The sequence below is a fragment of the Acidovorax cavernicola genome, assembly GCF_003581445.1.
The window spans coordinates 35,758-52,564 of record NZ_QXMN01000012.1 but is presented as its reverse complement, the minus strand read 5'-3'; the positions used below and the strand labels follow the sequence as shown (position 1 = coordinate 52,564).

Below are 16,807 nucleotides of genomic sequence, written 5' to 3'. Positions count from 1 at the left end.
TTCCCCGCTTTCATGATCGTCCGGAAACGCCCGTCCGGGCTCAAGCTGTTTCTGTCCTGGCGGGGCTCCGTCCTGCCGCGCATCGCCGCGGCGCTGACGCTCAATGTGCTCGTGGCGATCGTCGTCACGGTGCTGCACGGCAGCTTCGGCTCGATCAAGATCCCGCTCGGCACCGTGCCTTTCACGCTGCTCGGCCTGCCGCTGGCGATCTTCCTGGGCTTTCGCAACAACGCGGCCTACGACCGCTTCTGGGAAGCGCGCAAGCTCTGGGGTGAGGTGATCCTGCGTTCGCGCAACCTGGCGCGCCAGTGCCAGAGCCTCATCGATGGCGATGTGCCGGTGAACGCCGGCGCGGACACGGTTCGCCGCCTGGACGACCTGCGCGTGCGCATGACCTTGCGCGCCGCGGCCTTCGCCCATGCGCTGCGCCACCAGCTGCGCGGCACCGATGCTGCAGCCGACACCCGGCCCTTCCTGCGCGAGGCGGAATGGCAAGGCCTGACGCAGGTCGCCAACCGGCCGCACGCACTGCTCATGCACATGGGCGCGGACCTGCGTGAAGCGCTGCGCGAACGGCGCATCGACCCGGCGTTGGCAGCCGGCGTGGACGGCACGCTGTCGGCGCTGAGCGCCGCGGCCGCCTCGTGCGAACGCATCCTCAGCACGCCCATTCCCTTTTCGTACACGTTGCTGCTGCATCGCACGGCGTACCTCTACTGCTACCTGCTGCCCTTCGGGCTGGTGGACTCGGTCGGGTTCATGACGCCGGTGGTGGTGCTGATCGTGGCCTACACCTTCTTCGGTCTCGACGCGCTCGGTGACGAGATCGAGGAGCCCTTCGGCACCGAGTCGAACGACCTGCCGCTCGAGGCGCTGTGCCGCACGCTCGAGATCGACCTGTGCCAGTCGGTGGGCGCACCCGCGCCGCAGCCGTTGGTGCCCGTCGACTACTTCCTGCGCTGACGCCCCGCCCCGCGTGGCGCCGGCCCTGTTTCCTTTCACGAAAGACGCTCTGCCCACCATGTCGCACGAAGACCGAATCCGCCTGCCCGCGCTGCGAAGCCGCATCACCACCGCCGAGGCCGCCGCCGAATGGATCCGCGACGGCATGGTGGTCGGCATGAGCGGCTTCACGCGCGCCGGCGACGCCAAGGCGGTGCCGCTCGCGCTCGCGGCCCGCGCGCGCCGCGAGCCGATGAAGATCACGCTCATGACCGGTGCCTCGCTCGGCGGCGACGTCGACCGCCAGCTCACCGAGGCCGGCGCGATCAGCCGCCGCATGCCGTTCCAGGTCGACACCGTGCTGCGCCAGGCGATCAACCGCGGCGAGGTGATGTTCATCGATCACCACCTGTCGGAAACCGTCGAGATGCTGCGCACGCGGCAGATCCCGCCGATCGACATCGCGATCATCGAGGCCGTGGCCATCACCGAGACCGGCGCCCTCGTGCCGACCACCTCGATCGGCAACAGCGCGAGCTTCGCGATCCTGGCGGACAAGGTGATCGTGGAGATCAACACCTCGCAGTCGCCGGCGCTCGAAGGGCTGCACGACATCTTCATTCCCAAGCACCGCCCGCAGCGCGAGCCGATGCCGCTGGTGGCGCCGCACGACCGTATCGGCACGTCGGCCATCGAGATCCCGCCCGAGAAGATCCTGGGCATTGTCATCACCGACAAGGCCGACAGCACCTCCACCGTGCTGCCGGCGGACGCCGAGACGGCGGCCATCGCGGCGCACCTGGTGGCGTTCTTCGAGCGCGAGGTGGCGCAGGGCCGGCTCACCGAGCGGCTGCTGCCGCTGCAGGCGGGCATCGGCACCGTCGCCAACGCGGTGATGTCGGGGCTGGGCGCGGGGCCGTTCGAGCACCTCACGATGTACTCGGAGGTGCTGCAGGATTCGACCTTCGATCTGTTCGACGCCGGCAAGCTCGACTTCGCCTCGGGCTCGTCGATCACGCTGTCGCCCGCGAAGGCGCGGCAGGTGTTCGGCGACCTGGATCGCTACAAGGACCGGCTGGTGCTGCGGCCGCAGGAGGTGAGCAACCACCCGGAGATCATCCGGCGCCTGGGCATCATCGCGCTGAACACGGCGCTGGAGGCCGACATCTACGGCAACGTCAATTCGACCCATGTGCTGGGCACGCACATGATGAACGGCATCGGCGGCTCGGGCGACTTCGCGCGCAACGCCTACCTGTCGATCTTCGCGACCAAGTCGGTCGCCAAGCAGGGTGCGGTGTCGAGCATCGCGCCGATGGTGTCGCACGTGGACCATGCGCCGCAGGACGTCGACATCCTCGTCACCGAGGTGGGGCTGGCCGACCTGCGCGGGCTGGCGCCGCGCGAACGGGCGGCGGCGATCATCGCGAACTGCGCGGCCGAGCCGTACCGCGGGATGCTGCAGGACTACCACGCGCGCGCCGTGGCGACCTGCGGCGGCCACACACCGCATCGGCTCGAAGAGGCTTTTTCGTGGCATGTGCGCTACCGCGACACGGGCACGATGCGGCCGGACTGAAAGCAAAAAGGCCGGTCCTTGCGGGCCGGCCTTTCCTGTCAGGGGTTGAAGTGGCTCAGAGCGCCAGCATCAGCTTCAGGTTCTGCACTGCGGCGCCGCTGGCGCCCTTGCCCAGGTTGTCCAGGCGCGCGATCACCACGGCGTGGCGGTGGTCTTCGTTCGGGAACACGCGGATCTCGAGGTTGTTGGTGTCGTTGAGGGCCAGCGCCTCGAGCTTGCCGTCGTCCGTGGGCGGCAGCACCTTCACGAACTGTTCGGGCGTGTTGCTCTTTGCGTAGTGCGCGGCCAGGGCGTCCTGCAGGTCGCCGGCCTTCGGCTTGCCGGGCAGCAGGTCGAGGTGCAGCGGCAACTGCACCAGCATGCCCTGCTTGAAGTTGCCCACCGACGGAATGAAGACCGGGCGGCGCGTGAGGCCGGTGTAGGCCATGATTTCGGGGATGTGCTTGTGCTTCAGGCCCAGCGCGTAGGTCTCGAAGAGTGGCGCCTTGCCGGCTTCGTAGTCCTCGATCATGGTCCGGCCGCCGCCCGAGTAGCCGCTCACGGAAGGCAGCGAGATCGGCGTGTCGGCCGGCAGGATGCCCGCGTCGACCAGCGGGCGCACCATGGCGATGGCGCCGGTGGCGTAGCAGCCGGGGTTGCCCACACGGTCGGCCTTGGCCACGGCCTGCCAGTGGCCTTCGACGAGTTCGGGAAAGCCGAAGACCCAGCCCGGCGCGATGCGGTGGGCGGTCGAGGCGTCGATGATCTTGGGCTTCTTGCCCGGCAGCTGGTCGATCAGCGCGACCGATTCGCGCGCCGCGTCGTCGTGCAGGCACAGCACCACGAGGTCGACGCCGGCCATCAGCTCGCGCTTGGCGGCCACGTCCTTGCGCAGTTCGGGAGCGATGCTCACGAGTTCGATCTGCGGCATCTTTTGCAGCCGCTCGCGAATTTGCAGGCCGGTGGTGCCGGCTTCGCCGTCGATGAAAACCTTGGCCATATCGGAGTATGCGTAGGGTGGCTAGAAGAAAGTACGTATTGACCGCAACCGCACGTCGAGTATTGGTGCGGCGCACCATGATACAGTCCGCGGTTGTTCGCCGCCCCCAGCCGTCAGGCTGCCGTCGCCCGCGAACAACAGAGCAGAAACAGTCTCACTCCCGATCTCCCGTTCTCAACCTCCTCCTTCCGAGAGACATCCCTCATGAAGATTCACGAGTACCAAGGCAAGGAAATCCTTGCCAAGTTCGGCGTGCCGGTGCCGCGCGGCATCCCGGCATATACGGTTCAGGAGGCGGTCGAGGCCGCCCAGAAACTTGGAGGCCCGGTCTGGGTCGTCAAGGCCCAGATTCACGCGGGTGGCCGCGGCAAGGGCGGCGGCGTCAAGGTCGCCAAGTCGATCGAAGACGTCAAGAAGCTGGCTGGCGAGATCCTCGGCATGCAGCTCAAGACGCACCAGACCGGCCCTGAAGGCCAGAAGGTCCGCCGCCTGTACATCGAAGACGGCGCCGACATCCAGAAGGAATACTACGTTTCCGCCGTGACCGACCGCGCCACCCAGAAGGTGGCCTTCATCGCTTCGAGCGAAGGCGGCATGGACATCGAGGAAGTGGCCCACTCCACCCCCGAGAAGATCATCACGGTCTACGCCGATCCCAAGGACGGCCTGACCGACGCACAAGCCAAGCAGATCGCCGACGGCATCGGCATGCCGGCCGATTCGACCGCGCAAACGGTCGACATCCTGAAGAAGCTCTACACCTGCTACATGGAGACGGACGCCTCGCTGGTCGAGATCAACCCGCTCAACCGCGACAGCAAGGGCAACGTCGTCGCCCTGGACGCCAAGTTCAACTTCGACAGCAACGCGCTGTTCCGCCACCCCGAAATCGTGGCCCTGCGCGACCTGGACGAAGAAGATCCGGCCGAAGTCGAGGCTTCGAAGTTCGACCTCGCCTACATCTCGCTGGACGGCAACATCGGCTGCCTGGTGAACGGTGCCGGTCTGGCCATGGCCACCATGGACACCATCAAGCTGTTCGGCGGCGAGCCGGCCAACTTCCTGGACGTGGGCGGCGGCGCCACCCCCGAGAAGGTCACCGAAGCCTTCAAGATCATGCTGAAGAACAAGAACGTGGAAGCCATCCTCGTGAACATCTTCGGCGGCATCATGAAGTGCGACACCATCGCCACCGGCGTGATCGCAGCCTGCAAGGCCGTGAACCTGCAAGTGCCGCTGGTCGTGCGCATGAAGGGCACCAACGAAGCCGAAGGCAAGAAGCTGCTGGCCGACTCGGGCCTGCCGATCATCAGCGCCGACACCATGGCGGACGCGGCCCAGAAGGTCGTGGCAGCAGTCAAGAAGGCCTAAGGAACAAGTCATGTCGATCTACATCAACAAAGACACCAAAGTCATCACGCAAGGCATCACCGGCAAGACCGGTCAGTTCCACACCGAGAAGTGCCAGGAATACGCGAACGGCAAGAACGCCTTCGTGGCCGGCGTGAACCCGAAGAAGGCCGGCGAGTCGATCTTCAACATCCCGATCTTCGGTTCGGTCAAGGAAGCCGCCACGCAGACCGGTGCCACCGTGTCGGTGATCTACGTGCCGCCGGCAGGCGCCGCGGCCGCCATCTGGGAAGCTGTCGAAGCCGACCTGGACATGGCGATCTGCATCACCGAAGGCATTCCGGTTCGCGACATGCTCGAAGTGCGCAACAAGATGAAGGCCAAGGAAGCGGCCGGCGGCAAGAAGACCTTGCTGCTGGGCCCGAACTGCCCCGGCCTGATCACGCCCGACGAAATCAAGATCGGCATCATGCCCGGCCACATCCACCGCAAGGGCCGCATCGGCGTGGTCTCGCGCTCGGGCACGCTGACGTACGAAGCCGTGGCTCAGCTGACGGAAATCGGCCTGGGCCAATCGTCGGCAGTCGGCATCGGCGGCGACCCGATCAACGGTCTGAAGCACATCGACGTGATGAAGGCCTTCAACGACGATCCGGACACCGATGCCGTCATCATGATCGGTGAAATCGGCGGCCCGGACGAGGCTGACGCAGCCCGCTGGTGCAAGGACAACATGAAGAAGCCGGTCGTCGGCTTCATCGCGGGTGTCACGGCCCCTCCCGGCAAGCGCATGGGCCACGCCGGCGCGCTGATCTCGGGCGGTGCCGACACGGCCGAAGCCAAGCTCGCCATCATGGAAGAGTGCGGCTTCACCGTGACGCGCAACTTCTCGGAGCTCGCAAAGCTGCTCAAGGGCAAGCTGTAAGAAGCACCCCTACCGCTGGCGGCGTTCCCGCCGCTCGCAATACCACGCAGAAATAAAAAAGCGCCCGCATTGAGTTGCGGGCGCTTTTTTCACTACAACACAGTGGGATCAGAGACATGGAATTTCTTCAAAGCACAGACTTCTGGATCGGTCTGATCAAGATCGTCTGGATCAACATCATCCTGTCGGGCGACAACGCCGTCGTGATCGCCATGGCGGCGCGATCGCTGCCGCCCGCGCAACAGAAAAAAGCCGTGCTGTTCGGCTCGGGCGCGGCCGTGGTGCTGCGCATCGTGCTGACGGTGGTGGCGGCCAAGCTGCTCGCGTTGCCCTACCTGCAGATCATCGGCGGCCTGCTGCTGCTGTGGATCGGCCTGCAACTGCTCGGCGAAGAGGACGAAGGCGAGGGCGAGTCCAAGGAGTACGGCAGCATGTTCGTCGCCGTGCGGACCATCCTGCTGGCCGACCTCGTGATGAGCCTGGACAACGTGATCGCCGTGGCCGCCGCCGCACAGGGCAGCATGGTGCTGCTGGTGTTGGGTCTGGCCATCAGCATCCCCTTGGTGATTTTCGGCAGCACGCTCATGATCAAGCTCATGGAACGTTTCCCGATCATCGTCATGCTGGGCGCCGCGCTGATCGGCTGGGTCGGCGGCGAGACCATCGTGAGCGACGTGTCGCTGCACGGCATGCTGGCGGCCAACCCCTGGATGCACTACGCGGGCGCCATTGCCGGCGTGGTGGTGGTCGTGGGTCTGGGCAAGCTTCTGCAACAGCGCGCGCGCGCTGCGGCACACTGATTTTCGAGAGTAGGCGCTGACAAACGATGGCGGGTGTTGGCGTTTCTCTTTTCTCCAGTCGACCGGCGCTGAGCTGGGAGTTCGCGGCGCTGACCGATGTCGGGCGCCTGCGCGCCCACAACGAGGACGCGGTGCACGTCGACCCGGCCCTCGGCTTGGCGCTGCTGGCCGACGGCATGGGCGGCTACAAGGGCGGTGAAGTGGCCAGCGCCATGGCCATTTCGCTGCTGCACGCGAGCTTCGGCCGCTGGTTTGCCCAGGCCGGCATGCAGGCACCCGCCCGCGTGGTCCGGCGTGCGCTGCAGGCGGCCACCGACGAGGCCAATGGCGCCATCCTCCAGGCCGGCGCCACCCACGAAGAGCTGCGGGGCATGGGCACGACCCTGGTGCTGGCGGCTTTCCGCCCGCAGCGCGTGGTGGTCGGCCACATCGGCGATTCGCGCTGCTATCGCCTGCGCAACAACAAGCTGGAGCAGCTCACCCGCGACCATTCGCTGCGCCAGCAGCAGCTCGACGCGGGAGTGATCACCGCCGAGGAAGCCCTGAACTCCCCCAACCGCAACCTCGTGACGCGGGCGGTCGGCGTGGAGGCGCAAGTCCTGCTGGAAATGCACGAGCACAGCGCCCGGGCGGGCGACCTCTACATGCTCTGTTCCGACGGGCTGAGCGAGATGGTGTCGGATGCGCAGCTTTTCACGCTTTTGAGTCGCGATCTGGGACTCAGAGAAAAGGCTTCACTTTTGGTTGCAATTTCAAACGACAATGGCGGCCGGGATAACATTTCCGTTGTTCTGGCCAAGGCGGGCGTCAGCGAAGCGACCCGCGGAGCCATGTAGCAGCCAAGCCGGGCGGCAGACCGTTTGCCCCGCCTGACGGTGCTGGATCTTTGCAAACGGGGAGTCGGCCATGCCGAAGATGATCATTTCGGTCGATGGCGTCGTCATCGGCCAAGTGGCGCTCGCCAAGAACCGCACGACGCTGGGCCGGCGCGCCTACAACGACATCGTGATCGACAATCTCGCCGTCAGCGGCGAGCATGCCGTGCTGCACATGAGCGGCGGCGAAGTCGAAATTGAAGATCTCAACAGCACCAACGGCACCTACGTCAATGCGCTGGCCATCCAGAAGCAGGCGCTCCAGGACAACGACGTCATCGAGGTCGGTGGCTGCCGCATTCATTTCCGGGCGCACAGCAATCTCATGGTCGGCCCCGGCTCCGTGCGGGCCTCGCTCTCCGAGTATTCCGCCCCGATGCCGCTCTCGTCGGCGCCCACCGAATCGGGCGCGCTGGTCGAACTGGGCGTGCCCATGCTGCGCGTGCTCTCGGGCACCAACGAAGGCCAGGACGTTCCACTGCAGAAGGTGGTCACCACCATCGGCAAGCCCGGCGTGGCCGTGGCCGTCGTCACCCGACGCCGGCAAGGTTACGTGGCTGCCACCGTCGTCGGCAGCGTCACGCTCAATGGCGTGCAATTGGGCGCGGAGGCTGTCGCGCTGCAGGAAGGCGACGTGTTCGAGCTCGGCGGCGCCACGCGCATGCAGTTCGTCCGGATCTGAGCCGCCCCAGGCGCCCGGCTCCACTCCCCGTTTTCTCGCCCTCCGGCATTCCTTGTCCGAAGTAGGCCGGCCATGAGCGCATTGCGGCGACATTGGCCGCGCATCGCCCTCACGCTGCTGCCGGTGTTGCTGGCACTGCTCCACGCCACCGGCGTCTGGCGGCTGGGCGTGATCCAGCATCTGGACCATCTGATCTACGACGCCCGCCTGCGGGCCACCATGCCGGGCACGCCCGACACGCGGGTCGTGATCGTCGATGTCGACGACGCCAGCCTGGCGCGCGAGGGCCAGTGGCCCTGGCCCCGCGACAAGATCGCCAGCCTCACGACGGAGTTGCTCGCCCGCCAGCACGCGGCCGTGCTGGGCTTCGACGTCATGTTTCTCGAGCCCGATCGCAGCTCCGGGCTCGGGCGCCTGAGGGAGATCGCAGCCGGCCCCTTGCGGGACGTGCCGGGCCTTGCCGCAGAGATCGACCAGCTCGCACCGACCCTCGACCACGATGCCACGCTGGCCCAGGCCCTGCGCGGCCAGCCCGTGGCGCTGGGTTACTACTTCACGCGCACCGAGCAGCCCAGCGCCAAGGGGCTGCTGCCGGCGACGCCGGCACTGCCACCCGACGCCTTTCCGGCCCATGCCGCCTTCGTCACGCTCTGGAACGGCTTCGGCGCCAGCCTGCCGGTGCTGGCGCGCGCGGCGCCGGTCGCGGGCTTCCTGAACACCCTGGTCGGTGACGATGGCGACGACGACGGCGTCATCCGCAGCGTGCCGCTGATCGCCCGCTACGAAGGCGAGCACGCGTCGCCCGGACACTACGAGTCGCTGGCGCTGGCCGTCTACCGGATCGCGAACGGCTCGCCGCCGGTGCGAACGGTGCTCGTGGCCGGCGACGGGAACTTCCCGCGCCTCCAGGCGCTGGTGCTGGGATCGTTGCGCATCCCGGTCGACCAGACCGCCAGCATGCAGGTGCCGTTCCGTGGCCCCGGCGGCCCGCGCGCGGGCTCGTTCCGCTATGTGGCGGCCGCCGACGTGCTCGAAGGGCGACTGGCGCCCGGCGAGCTCAAGGGCAAGATCGTGCTGCTCGGCGCCACCGCGCCCGGCCTGCAGGACCTGCGCGCCACCCCGGTCGGCGCGGCGTTCCCGGGCGTCGAAGTGCACGCCAACATCGTCTCGGGCCTGCTCGACCAGCGCCTGCTGGCCGTGCCCGACTACGCGCCGGGCTACGAAGTGCTCACCGTGCTGGCGGCCGGACTCCTGCTGGCGTTCGGGCTGTCACTGCTGTCGGCATCGCGCGCCGTGCTGCTCGGGGCGGGCGTGGTCGCCGCGCTGGTCGGACTGAACACCTGGCTCTACATCGGCCACAACCTCGTGCTCCCGCTGGCGTCGGCGCTCGTCATGGTGGCGCTGGCCTTCGCGCTCAACATGAGCTGGGGCTACTTCGTCGAATCGCGCGCGCGGCGCGGGCTCGTGCGGCTCTTCGGCACCTACGTGCCGCCGCAGCTGGTCGACGAAATGCTCGTGCGCCCCGGCCGCTACAGCATGCGCGCCGAGAGCAAGGAAATGACCGTGATGTTCTGCGACATGCGCGGCTTCACGCGGTTGTCCGAGCAGATGACGCCGGCCGAGCTGCAAGCCTTCCTGAACACCGTCTTCAGCCAGCTGACCGAAGTGATCAGCGCCAACCGCGGCACAGTCGACAAATACATGGGCGATTGCGTCATGGCCTTCTGGGGCGCGCCGATGGATGCGCCCGACCACGCCGCGCTCGCCGTGCAGGCCGCACTCGACATGGCGAACGTCGTGCAGGACATCAACGCCCTTCACCGCGCCAACGGACGCCCCGAGATCAGCGTGGGCATCGGCCTCAATAGCGGCCTCATGAGCGTCGGCGACATGGGCTCCACGGCACGCCGCAGCTATACCGTGGTCGGCGACGCGGTCAATCTCGCCTCCCGCCTGGAGGGCTTGAGCGGACACTACGGTGTCGAGATCGTGGCCAGCGGCGCGACGCGCGAGGCCGCGCCCGGTTTCGCGTGGCAGGAGCTCGACAGCGTGCGCGTCAAGGGCAAGGCCCAGGCCGTTGCCGTCTACACCCCGCTCACGCCCGAAGCCGCTGCGGCGGCGCAGCAAGACGGGATGCTCGCGCGTTGGGGCCAGGTGCTGGCCGCCTACCGACAGCAGGATTGGGCGCTGGGCCGGAACTTGCTGGCTCCGCTGCTCGCGGGGGATGCCAAAAAAGTCCTTTACCAGCTTTATGCGCAGCGTTTAGCCTCGATGGCGCTACGCCCGCAAGACCCGGACTGGGACGGCTCCACCCGGTTCGACACCAAATGACGACACACGCATACAAGGGGTCTTCCACAATGCAGGTTCGCGTGCTGGGTTGCTCTGGCGCCATTGCCAAAGACTGCCGGACCACCTCGTTCCTGGTCGATGCGGACCTGCTCGTCGATGCGGGCACGGGTGTCGGCGACCTCACGCTCGACGAAATGGCCGGCATCGACGACGTGGTGCTCACCCACTCGCACCTCGATCACATCGCCGCCCTGCCCCTGATGCTCGACGCCGTCGGCAGCCGCCGCACCCGGCCGCTGCGCGTGCATGCTCTCGCGGCCACCATCAACGCGCTGCGCGCGCATGTGTTCAACAACGTCATATGGCCGAACTTCGAGCGCATTCCCAGCCCGGAATTGCCCTTCGTGAGCTTCCACGAGATCGCCGTCGGCCAGCGTCTCGAACTCGGCGATGCACCCAAGCTCATCGAGGTGCTCCCGGCCGTCCACACCGTGCCAGCCTGCGGCTTCGCCATCCGCCGGGCCGAAGGCGGCGCCCATTGGGTCTTCAGCGGCGACACCGAACGCAACCCGCCCTTCTGGGAGCGCGTCAACGCGATCGACGTGGCGATGCTGGTCATCGAAACCGCCTTCAGCACCCGCGAGGAGGCCCTGGCCGAACGCAGCCTGCACCTGTCGCCCGTCGCGCTCGCGCAAGAGCTGGCGCACATCGATCCGGGGAAGCAGTACCCGATCTACATCACCCACACCAAGCCGGCGGAGACCGAGGAAATCATGAGCCAGATCGAGATGCTGGCCGGCCGGGAGGTGGCGGGGCTGGCGCAGCGGGACATCCGCTGGCTCAAGGCGGATGGGGTGCTGACCTTCTGACCGTGCCCGGCCGGGCATGACAAATTTGTCGACACATTTGGCATCTGAGTGCGAGTTGTGTCACATCATGTAACCATCTTGTGACCAAAGACGGCCTGATCGAGGGCTGCAGGGTGGGGAAGCCGGGTGGCACGGATGCTGCGGAAGGTCCTGCGCTCCGGGCTGGTTCCCGGGCTTTACAAACCAACCTGGAGTTAATTGAATGAACCGTCGTTCTATCGCACGCAATGTGCAAAAGGGTTTCACCCTGATTGAATTGATGATCGTTGTGGCGATCATTGGTATCTTGGCTGCAATCGCGATCCCGCAGTACTCGGACTACACGTCGCGTACACGAGCAGCTGGCGCTGCGGCTGAAATGACGGCCTTTAAGCAAGCCTTTGCAGTTTGCATGTCCGAACAGGGCAATGTGCTCGCCAACTGCGTCACGCTGGGCTCCAATGGAATCCCCAATACGCCGACTGCGACGACCAAGAACGTCACGGCTGCAGTCACGATCACCGCTGCAACTGGCGCGATTAACACCACCACGGGTGCTACCGATGCTGGCGGCGTGGCATTGACTTACATTCTGACCCCGACCATTCCCGCCGCCGGCCAGCCCACCATGGTCTTTACCCAATCTGGAACGGTTTGCAATGCGTCGCGAGGCCTGAAGCCGGGTCAAGGCGACTGCCCGTAATTTCAGTTTGCGACTGGATCGGCCGCCTTCGGGCGGCTTTTTTTGCGTCTCCCCCCGCATCTCACAGGCCCGAAGAGTTAGGTAGTCCTATCGCCTTGCATGGCCATGATTGAGCGCCGCGTTGTCCTGAAGCCTGTATCTATCGACACCATCTTGGGCGGCTGGCGGATCTTCCTGGATTGAATCGACGACTACGCACCTCGTCGCATGCGGGCAAAATTTGACGTGAGGGGAGCGATAGAGCGCATCTTCAAGGCATTGAAAGCGACGTGTTGTCGAACACTACTTCCACTCGCAGCCGTGACTTGACTGCTCGGCCATCGATCTCACCGGGAGAAAACTCCGCGGCGATGAAGGCTTCGCGTGCGGCCTGCTCGAAAGCTGGGGGAAGTGTCGGCTCCTCGGCGTCAACGCGCTCCACGTGGCCTTGCTCATCGATGAAGAGCGAAAGAATGCCAACAAGTCGATCTCCCACCAGTTCGCCGGGCGGAGGTTCGAGCACGATAGCCGTTAAGGCAATCGGTGGCCTCGACAGCTGACTGCGGGGCATGTAGTTGTCGACCTCTGCCTCTGTTGTGGTCGAGGCGGGGGGCGTAGGCGGCTCGCTTGTCGACGGTTCTTCTTTGAGGATTGGCGCACGCCCAGATGCATGAGGCGCTCCTAGCGTTCGCAGGGAGGCATGGGCTACCAAAAGTGGTGATGGAGAAGCATGGGCGAGGACCGTTCGCACTTGCATGTAGGCAATAGCACTTCCAACTGCAGTGCTCGCCGTGTGCTTTGGAACGGCGGGTGAGGTGCGCATCGAAAGCACAGCGGCGTGAAGCGCTAGAGAGAGCACTGCGCTCGCACAAAGTATGTATCGCATCTTTGCCTGGCCCGACGCATGCCTGGCCAGGACCGCTTTCATCGCAGATCAGTCCACCAGCTCGCGCCAGGAGGTCCGATGCACACTGCCGGAGCCGGAGGACGTTGCCACCGGCGGCGTTTCAACCACGTTGTCGCCATTGCTCTTCTGATAAATGATGCGGGCGTTGCCGTTGCTGTCCTGCACCCATGTCATGCCCATGATCAACCCGTCCGTGCTCCAGAGTCCTCCAGCCGGGTTGGTGGTGACTACGCCGCCATTGGCCACGTTGAGGTAATAGCGCCAAGCCGTGCCGCCCGATGCACAGGCATCGCCGTTCGGAATTGCAGTGGCAACCGACAGGGTGCTGTATTGCAGGCCTAGGTTCGTGTTCACGCGTTCACGTGAATGCGGCAGATCGATCCACCATCCTCCCTTGGTCGACCAGTTGACCGCCGTGTTGGATACAGAGGCTGCCGTGGCCGTTGCCACAGGGCCATTCAAGGTGAATGTCTGCCTGACGAAATTCGCGGTATCGGCGCGCACGTCGCTCCATCCGGTGGCGGTCAGCGTGTCTCTCACCGCATAGATGCTTTGCTGCGTCGAGTCCGTGATGTCGCTTGCACCGAGGTAGCGACCTGTCGCGACCACGACCACTGGGCGGCCTGAAATCTCGACGGTTTCCGGTTTGGTGGTGATGGGCTGGGGCGTCGAGGCGTCGACCTGGAACTTGGCGAGTCGCATCGCTGCCCGGTTGGGTAGCAGGAGCGCGTCAATATCGAAACGCCAGAGGTTGCCTTGCAGATCTCCGCCATAGAAGCGCTTGGCGGTGTTGTCACTGGCGCTTTCGATCCAGGCGTTGATCTTTGCCAAACCGCTCGGATCCGTGTTGCTGCCGTCACTGGTGGCGATGTCCAGTAGCAGGGCGCCGGTATTGGCATTCAACACGTAGAGATGACCCTTGCCATCGGCGTTGTTGTAGCCAGAGGCGAAGGCAACGATCCAGGTGCCATCGCTGCGCTTGGCAATCACCGGGTTGCCGAAGCTGAGCCCCAGGTTGGTGTTGGTGAACTCCCAAAGAGCCTTCGGATCGTTGGGGTCTGTGATATCGAGTGCGTAGTAGCCGCGTCCGCCGCTGTTGAGGCCGCCAACGACGATGGTCTTCCAGGTGGTTCCGACCTTGATGTCGCCCATGACTGGAGCTCCGTCCACGGAGTATTGGTGCTTCGACCCATAGCTCGTGTCGGCCATCTTGTAGAGGTTGGGCATGACTGCACTCGGAACATACGCCCAGAGTTCGGTGCCGCCCGTGTCGTTGGTGGCGGCTGAGAAGGCGTGCAGCATGCCGTCGTTCGACCCCACATACACCACCGGCGTGCGCGTTGCCTGCGCCGCGACGAAATCGGCGTAGCCCGAGTCGGCGTACCGGAACGGGGGCTTCCCGACATAAACTGGGGCGCCGTTGATGATGTCACCCAGCAAATGATCGCGCTTGCGATAGAGCGCGGCGATGTCGGTGTTGGACGCATCGACGCTGGCCGATTCGTGGGTTCGTACGCCGCGCAGGTAGTTGACCAGGTTGGTGCCGTTGTTGGCCACGGTCTTGTTGCTGGACGACAGCTGCGAGCATTGCGCCGCGACGAGTGTCTGGCCGCAAAAATTGTCGAAGTAAGCCTTTTGCGCGGCACTCAGATTCCCGTACTCGAAGCTCTGGAGGGCCGAGCCGTCGCTGAAGTAGATCCTGCGAGACGACGCGGCCTTCGCGTCGAGTTTGGCTTGCGCCGACCACGTAGCGGTAGTCGCAATGACACCTGTAGAGCCATTGATCGAAAAGGCCTGGAGATCGCCGGTCCACAACTGCGTGGTGTAGCTGGCTCGGAAGACGAGGTTGTTGTCGCCGGCCACCAGCTGGAGCGAACTGGTTGAAGCGGTCGCGCCCGAGCCGGCCACCTGCTGCACCGAGGTAACGACGCCATTGATGGCCTCGCTCAGCGCACCGGCATCGAGTGCCGAATAGTACTGGCCGCGGCCATTGACGGCAGCGTGCCACAGATCGTCGACGTTGGTGGCATTGCCACCTTCGCCGTTGTTCAGATCCGTGCCCTCTGGCACAGGCCAGGTCAAAGCGCCGCTGGTCAGGTCGACGTAGGTGCCGGCGGTCTGGGTCAGGTAGTTCTTGTCATAAGGCAGCGTGCCACTCACGCCAAGTCCGATCGTGAACGAATTCATGTGCTGCCATGCGGCCCTGTCGTTACCAATCGGGCGCACGATGTTGCTGCAAACATCTTGACTGCTACCCGAGCTGCTCGAGGTGCAATTGCCGAGCGCACTGGTGCGCAGGTCCGTTGCAAAGTAGTACTGGGCAACGTCGGCCAGTGTGTTGCCGGTACCTCCAGATGTGGACGGCGTTTGAGTGGGTGTGCCTGCAACAGGAGGCTGGCGAACCGTTGTCGAGTTGGATGTGATTGCTGGTGTGGACCATGCACCCCAAGCCAGTGCGACTGGATTCGAATAGTCCGGTTGGCCATTGCCTGGAGCAGTCTGGTAAGTAGGATTCGCTGCGGTTCCATCCGTGAAGCTGCTGTTGACGGTAGGAGGGCCGTTGCCAGTGAACGTCTCTGTTGGCGTCGCGGTGTTGATCCAGGTGGAGGTGGTGCGCGAGCCGATGCTTCGGGATGTCTCGACGCCATCGGTGGTCACTACCGTCTCGGTGTAGGACTCAGTCGCGGATTGCGGCGTTGTACGGGTCCGGGTTTGTGTCTCGGTGTAGCGCTGATTGGTGCGCGTAGTGACGAGATATTTACCCTTGTTCGGATTGTTGGTCTTGGGTGTTGAAGAAACGGTGACTGAGGTGCGCGTCCAATCCCTGGTTTGTGTTTGGGCGGAAAGCGCATTTCGGGTCAGCGCCACGGTATAGGGCGTTGTTGTCGTGATGATCACCCGCGTGTCGTCCCGCATCGGGCGGGCTTCACTCCCATCCTGCTGCCCGATTTCGCTGGTACCGTTGAGCTGCAGGCCCTTGGCCTTGTTCCAGTAGCCGTCCGTGGAAAGCAATGCGTAGTTGCGTTGGCAGGAGTACTGGACCGGATCATAAGTTTGGCCGGGCGCTTTATTGGCGAAGTAGCGCCCTGCCTTGGACAAGGCCGCGCGCAAGGGTGTCCAGCCGTTTGGCGAAGCGTTGTAGAGACTCCTGTAGAAGTTGGCCTTCTGGTCGGTATCGAAATCTTTGACGTCGCGGAAGTAGTTGTCGCCATCCACTGCAGTTCCATCGCTGATCGTGCTGAAGCCAACTCGATAACTCGAGTCGAGTACTGATATCGCCCGACCCATGGCGGTGCGCATCAACAGGTAGCGCTTGCGGTAGTACGAGTACCAATTAGCGTAATTTTGGGCCTCGTCAGAAGCGCTGGTGACCGTTACAGGGGAGAAAACGTCGCTCCACGAGTCAGTCGAACTTCTGCACTCGTTATAAAAAGTGTTCCGAACAGCGCCACTGCTGGTGTATACCCAGCCCATCTTGGGCTGAGTGCCGCGGTAGGTGTAGTACAACCGGTTGTTGAGATTCGTAGTGGAACTCGACGTGTCATAACCGTCGACGCGTGCTGCTGTAAAAACCGCATTGGGATAGGGCGTCCCATCCGCATAGAGTGGCGGCGAATAGGTCATCTTGGGGTCGTAGGCCACGCCATTGCACTGCGCAGAACGGTATCCATACCTGCCGTTGCCATTGGACATTTCGTCCGGCATGTAGTCGTTGTCCATACTTCCCGAATCGTCCAGAACGAACAACAGGTTCGGCTTGGCTTGAACTGCAGGGAGCGTCGCAAGCGGCTGATTCGAGAGGTCAGTGGGGGCCGCTTCGATCACGGGCGCGAACGACCCCAGCAGCAACGCGCAGACCATCACCGCGCAGCAGATGGCCTGTCTTTGATATTTGCGGTCGAGGACAGGATTGGGTCTATTTTTCATGGTGTTGAGTTCTCTGTGT

At 64.5% G+C, this 16,807-nt stretch carries 13 protein-coding genes; 10 read left to right on the top strand and 3 right to left on the bottom strand.

All coding sequences use genetic code 11. The features are described 5' to 3' along the window. The first annotated feature begins 12 nt into the window (after positions 1 to 12). Both D3H34_RS12265 and scpC read left to right on the top strand, forming a co-directional pair. Positions 13 to 963, top strand: coding sequence for a bestrophin family protein (locus D3H34_RS12265; RefSeq protein ID WP_119553809.1), 951 nt, complete (start codon positions 13 to 15; stop codon positions 961 to 963). Positions 964 to 1,021: 58 nt separating this feature from the next. Then, a complete protein-coding gene (gene scpC / locus D3H34_RS12260) occupies positions 1,022 to 2,521 on the top strand; it encodes a succinyl-CoA:acetate CoA-transferase ScpC (protein ID WP_119553733.1) in 1,500 nt (499 codons plus the stop codon). A gap of 55 nt (positions 2,522 to 2,576) precedes the next feature. Here the strand turns inward: scpC and argC are convergent, their stop codons facing one another. After that, positions 2,577 to 3,500, bottom strand: a complete 924-nt coding sequence (gene argC, locus D3H34_RS12255; RefSeq protein WP_119553732.1) for an N-acetyl-gamma-glutamyl-phosphate reductase — start codon at positions 3,498 to 3,500, stop codon at positions 2,577 to 2,579. A gap of 204 nt (positions 3,501 to 3,704) precedes the next feature. Here argC and sucC point away from each other — a divergent pair, with 204 nt between their 5' ends. The 8 genes from sucC (at position 3,705) to D3H34_RS34915 (ending at position 11,975) form a co-directional block, all read left to right on the top strand. Continuing rightward, positions 3,705 to 4,871, top strand: coding sequence for an ADP-forming succinate--CoA ligase subunit beta (sucC, locus tag D3H34_RS12250; RefSeq protein WP_119553731.1), 1,167 nt, complete (start codon positions 3,705 to 3,707; stop codon positions 4,869 to 4,871). A 10-nt stretch (positions 4,872 to 4,881) separates the two neighbouring features. Further along, a complete protein-coding gene (gene sucD / locus D3H34_RS12245) occupies positions 4,882 to 5,775 on the top strand; it encodes a succinate--CoA ligase subunit alpha (RefSeq protein WP_056575184.1) in 894 nt (297 codons plus the stop codon). Between the two features lie 116 nt (positions 5,776 to 5,891). After that, the gene (locus D3H34_RS12240) at positions 5,892 to 6,575 is read left to right on the top strand and encodes a TerC family protein (RefSeq protein ID WP_119553730.1); all 684 of its coding nucleotides are present in this window, start codon (positions 5,892 to 5,894) and stop codon (positions 6,573 to 6,575) included. Positions 6,576 to 6,601: 26 nt separating this feature from the next. Further along, positions 6,602 to 7,411: a Stp1/IreP family PP2C-type Ser/Thr phosphatase gene (locus D3H34_RS12235; RefSeq protein WP_119553729.1), complete on the top strand. Its 810-nt coding sequence runs from the start codon at positions 6,602 to 6,604 to the stop codon at positions 7,409 to 7,411. A 70-nt stretch (positions 7,412 to 7,481) separates the two neighbouring features. Then, a complete protein-coding gene (locus D3H34_RS12230; protein ID WP_119553728.1) occupies positions 7,482 to 8,132 on the top strand; it encodes an FHA domain-containing protein in 651 nt (216 codons plus the stop codon). Positions 8,133 to 8,204: 72 nt separating this feature from the next. Next, complete coding sequence (locus D3H34_RS12225; protein WP_119553727.1) at positions 8,205 to 10,463, top strand: CHASE2 domain-containing protein; 2,259 nt, start codon at positions 8,205 to 8,207, stop codon at positions 10,461 to 10,463. Positions 10,464 to 10,492: 29 nt separating this feature from the next. After that, positions 10,493 to 11,293 carry an MBL fold metallo-hydrolase gene (locus D3H34_RS12220; protein ID WP_119553726.1) on the top strand — a complete coding sequence of 267 codons (801 nt, stop codon included), beginning with the start codon at positions 10,493 to 10,495 and terminating at the stop codon, positions 11,291 to 11,293. Positions 11,294 to 11,495: 202 nt separating this feature from the next. Further along, a complete protein-coding gene (locus tag D3H34_RS34915) occupies positions 11,496 to 11,975 on the top strand; it encodes a pilin (protein WP_119553725.1) in 480 nt (159 codons plus the stop codon). A gap of 250 nt (positions 11,976 to 12,225) precedes the next feature. Here D3H34_RS34915 and D3H34_RS34245 read toward each other — a convergent pair whose 3' ends face one another. Next, entirely contained in the window at positions 12,226 to 12,525 is a 300-nt protein-coding gene (locus D3H34_RS34245) for an energy transducer TonB (RefSeq protein WP_167481181.1), read from the bottom strand. Positions 12,526 to 12,888: 363 nt separating this feature from the next. Further along, positions 12,889 to 16,788 (bottom strand): pilus assembly protein, encoded by a 3,900-nt coding sequence (locus tag D3H34_RS12205; protein ID WP_119553723.1) that lies wholly within the window; start codon positions 16,786 to 16,788, stop codon positions 12,889 to 12,891. Positions 16,789 to 16,807 lie beyond the last annotated feature (19 nt).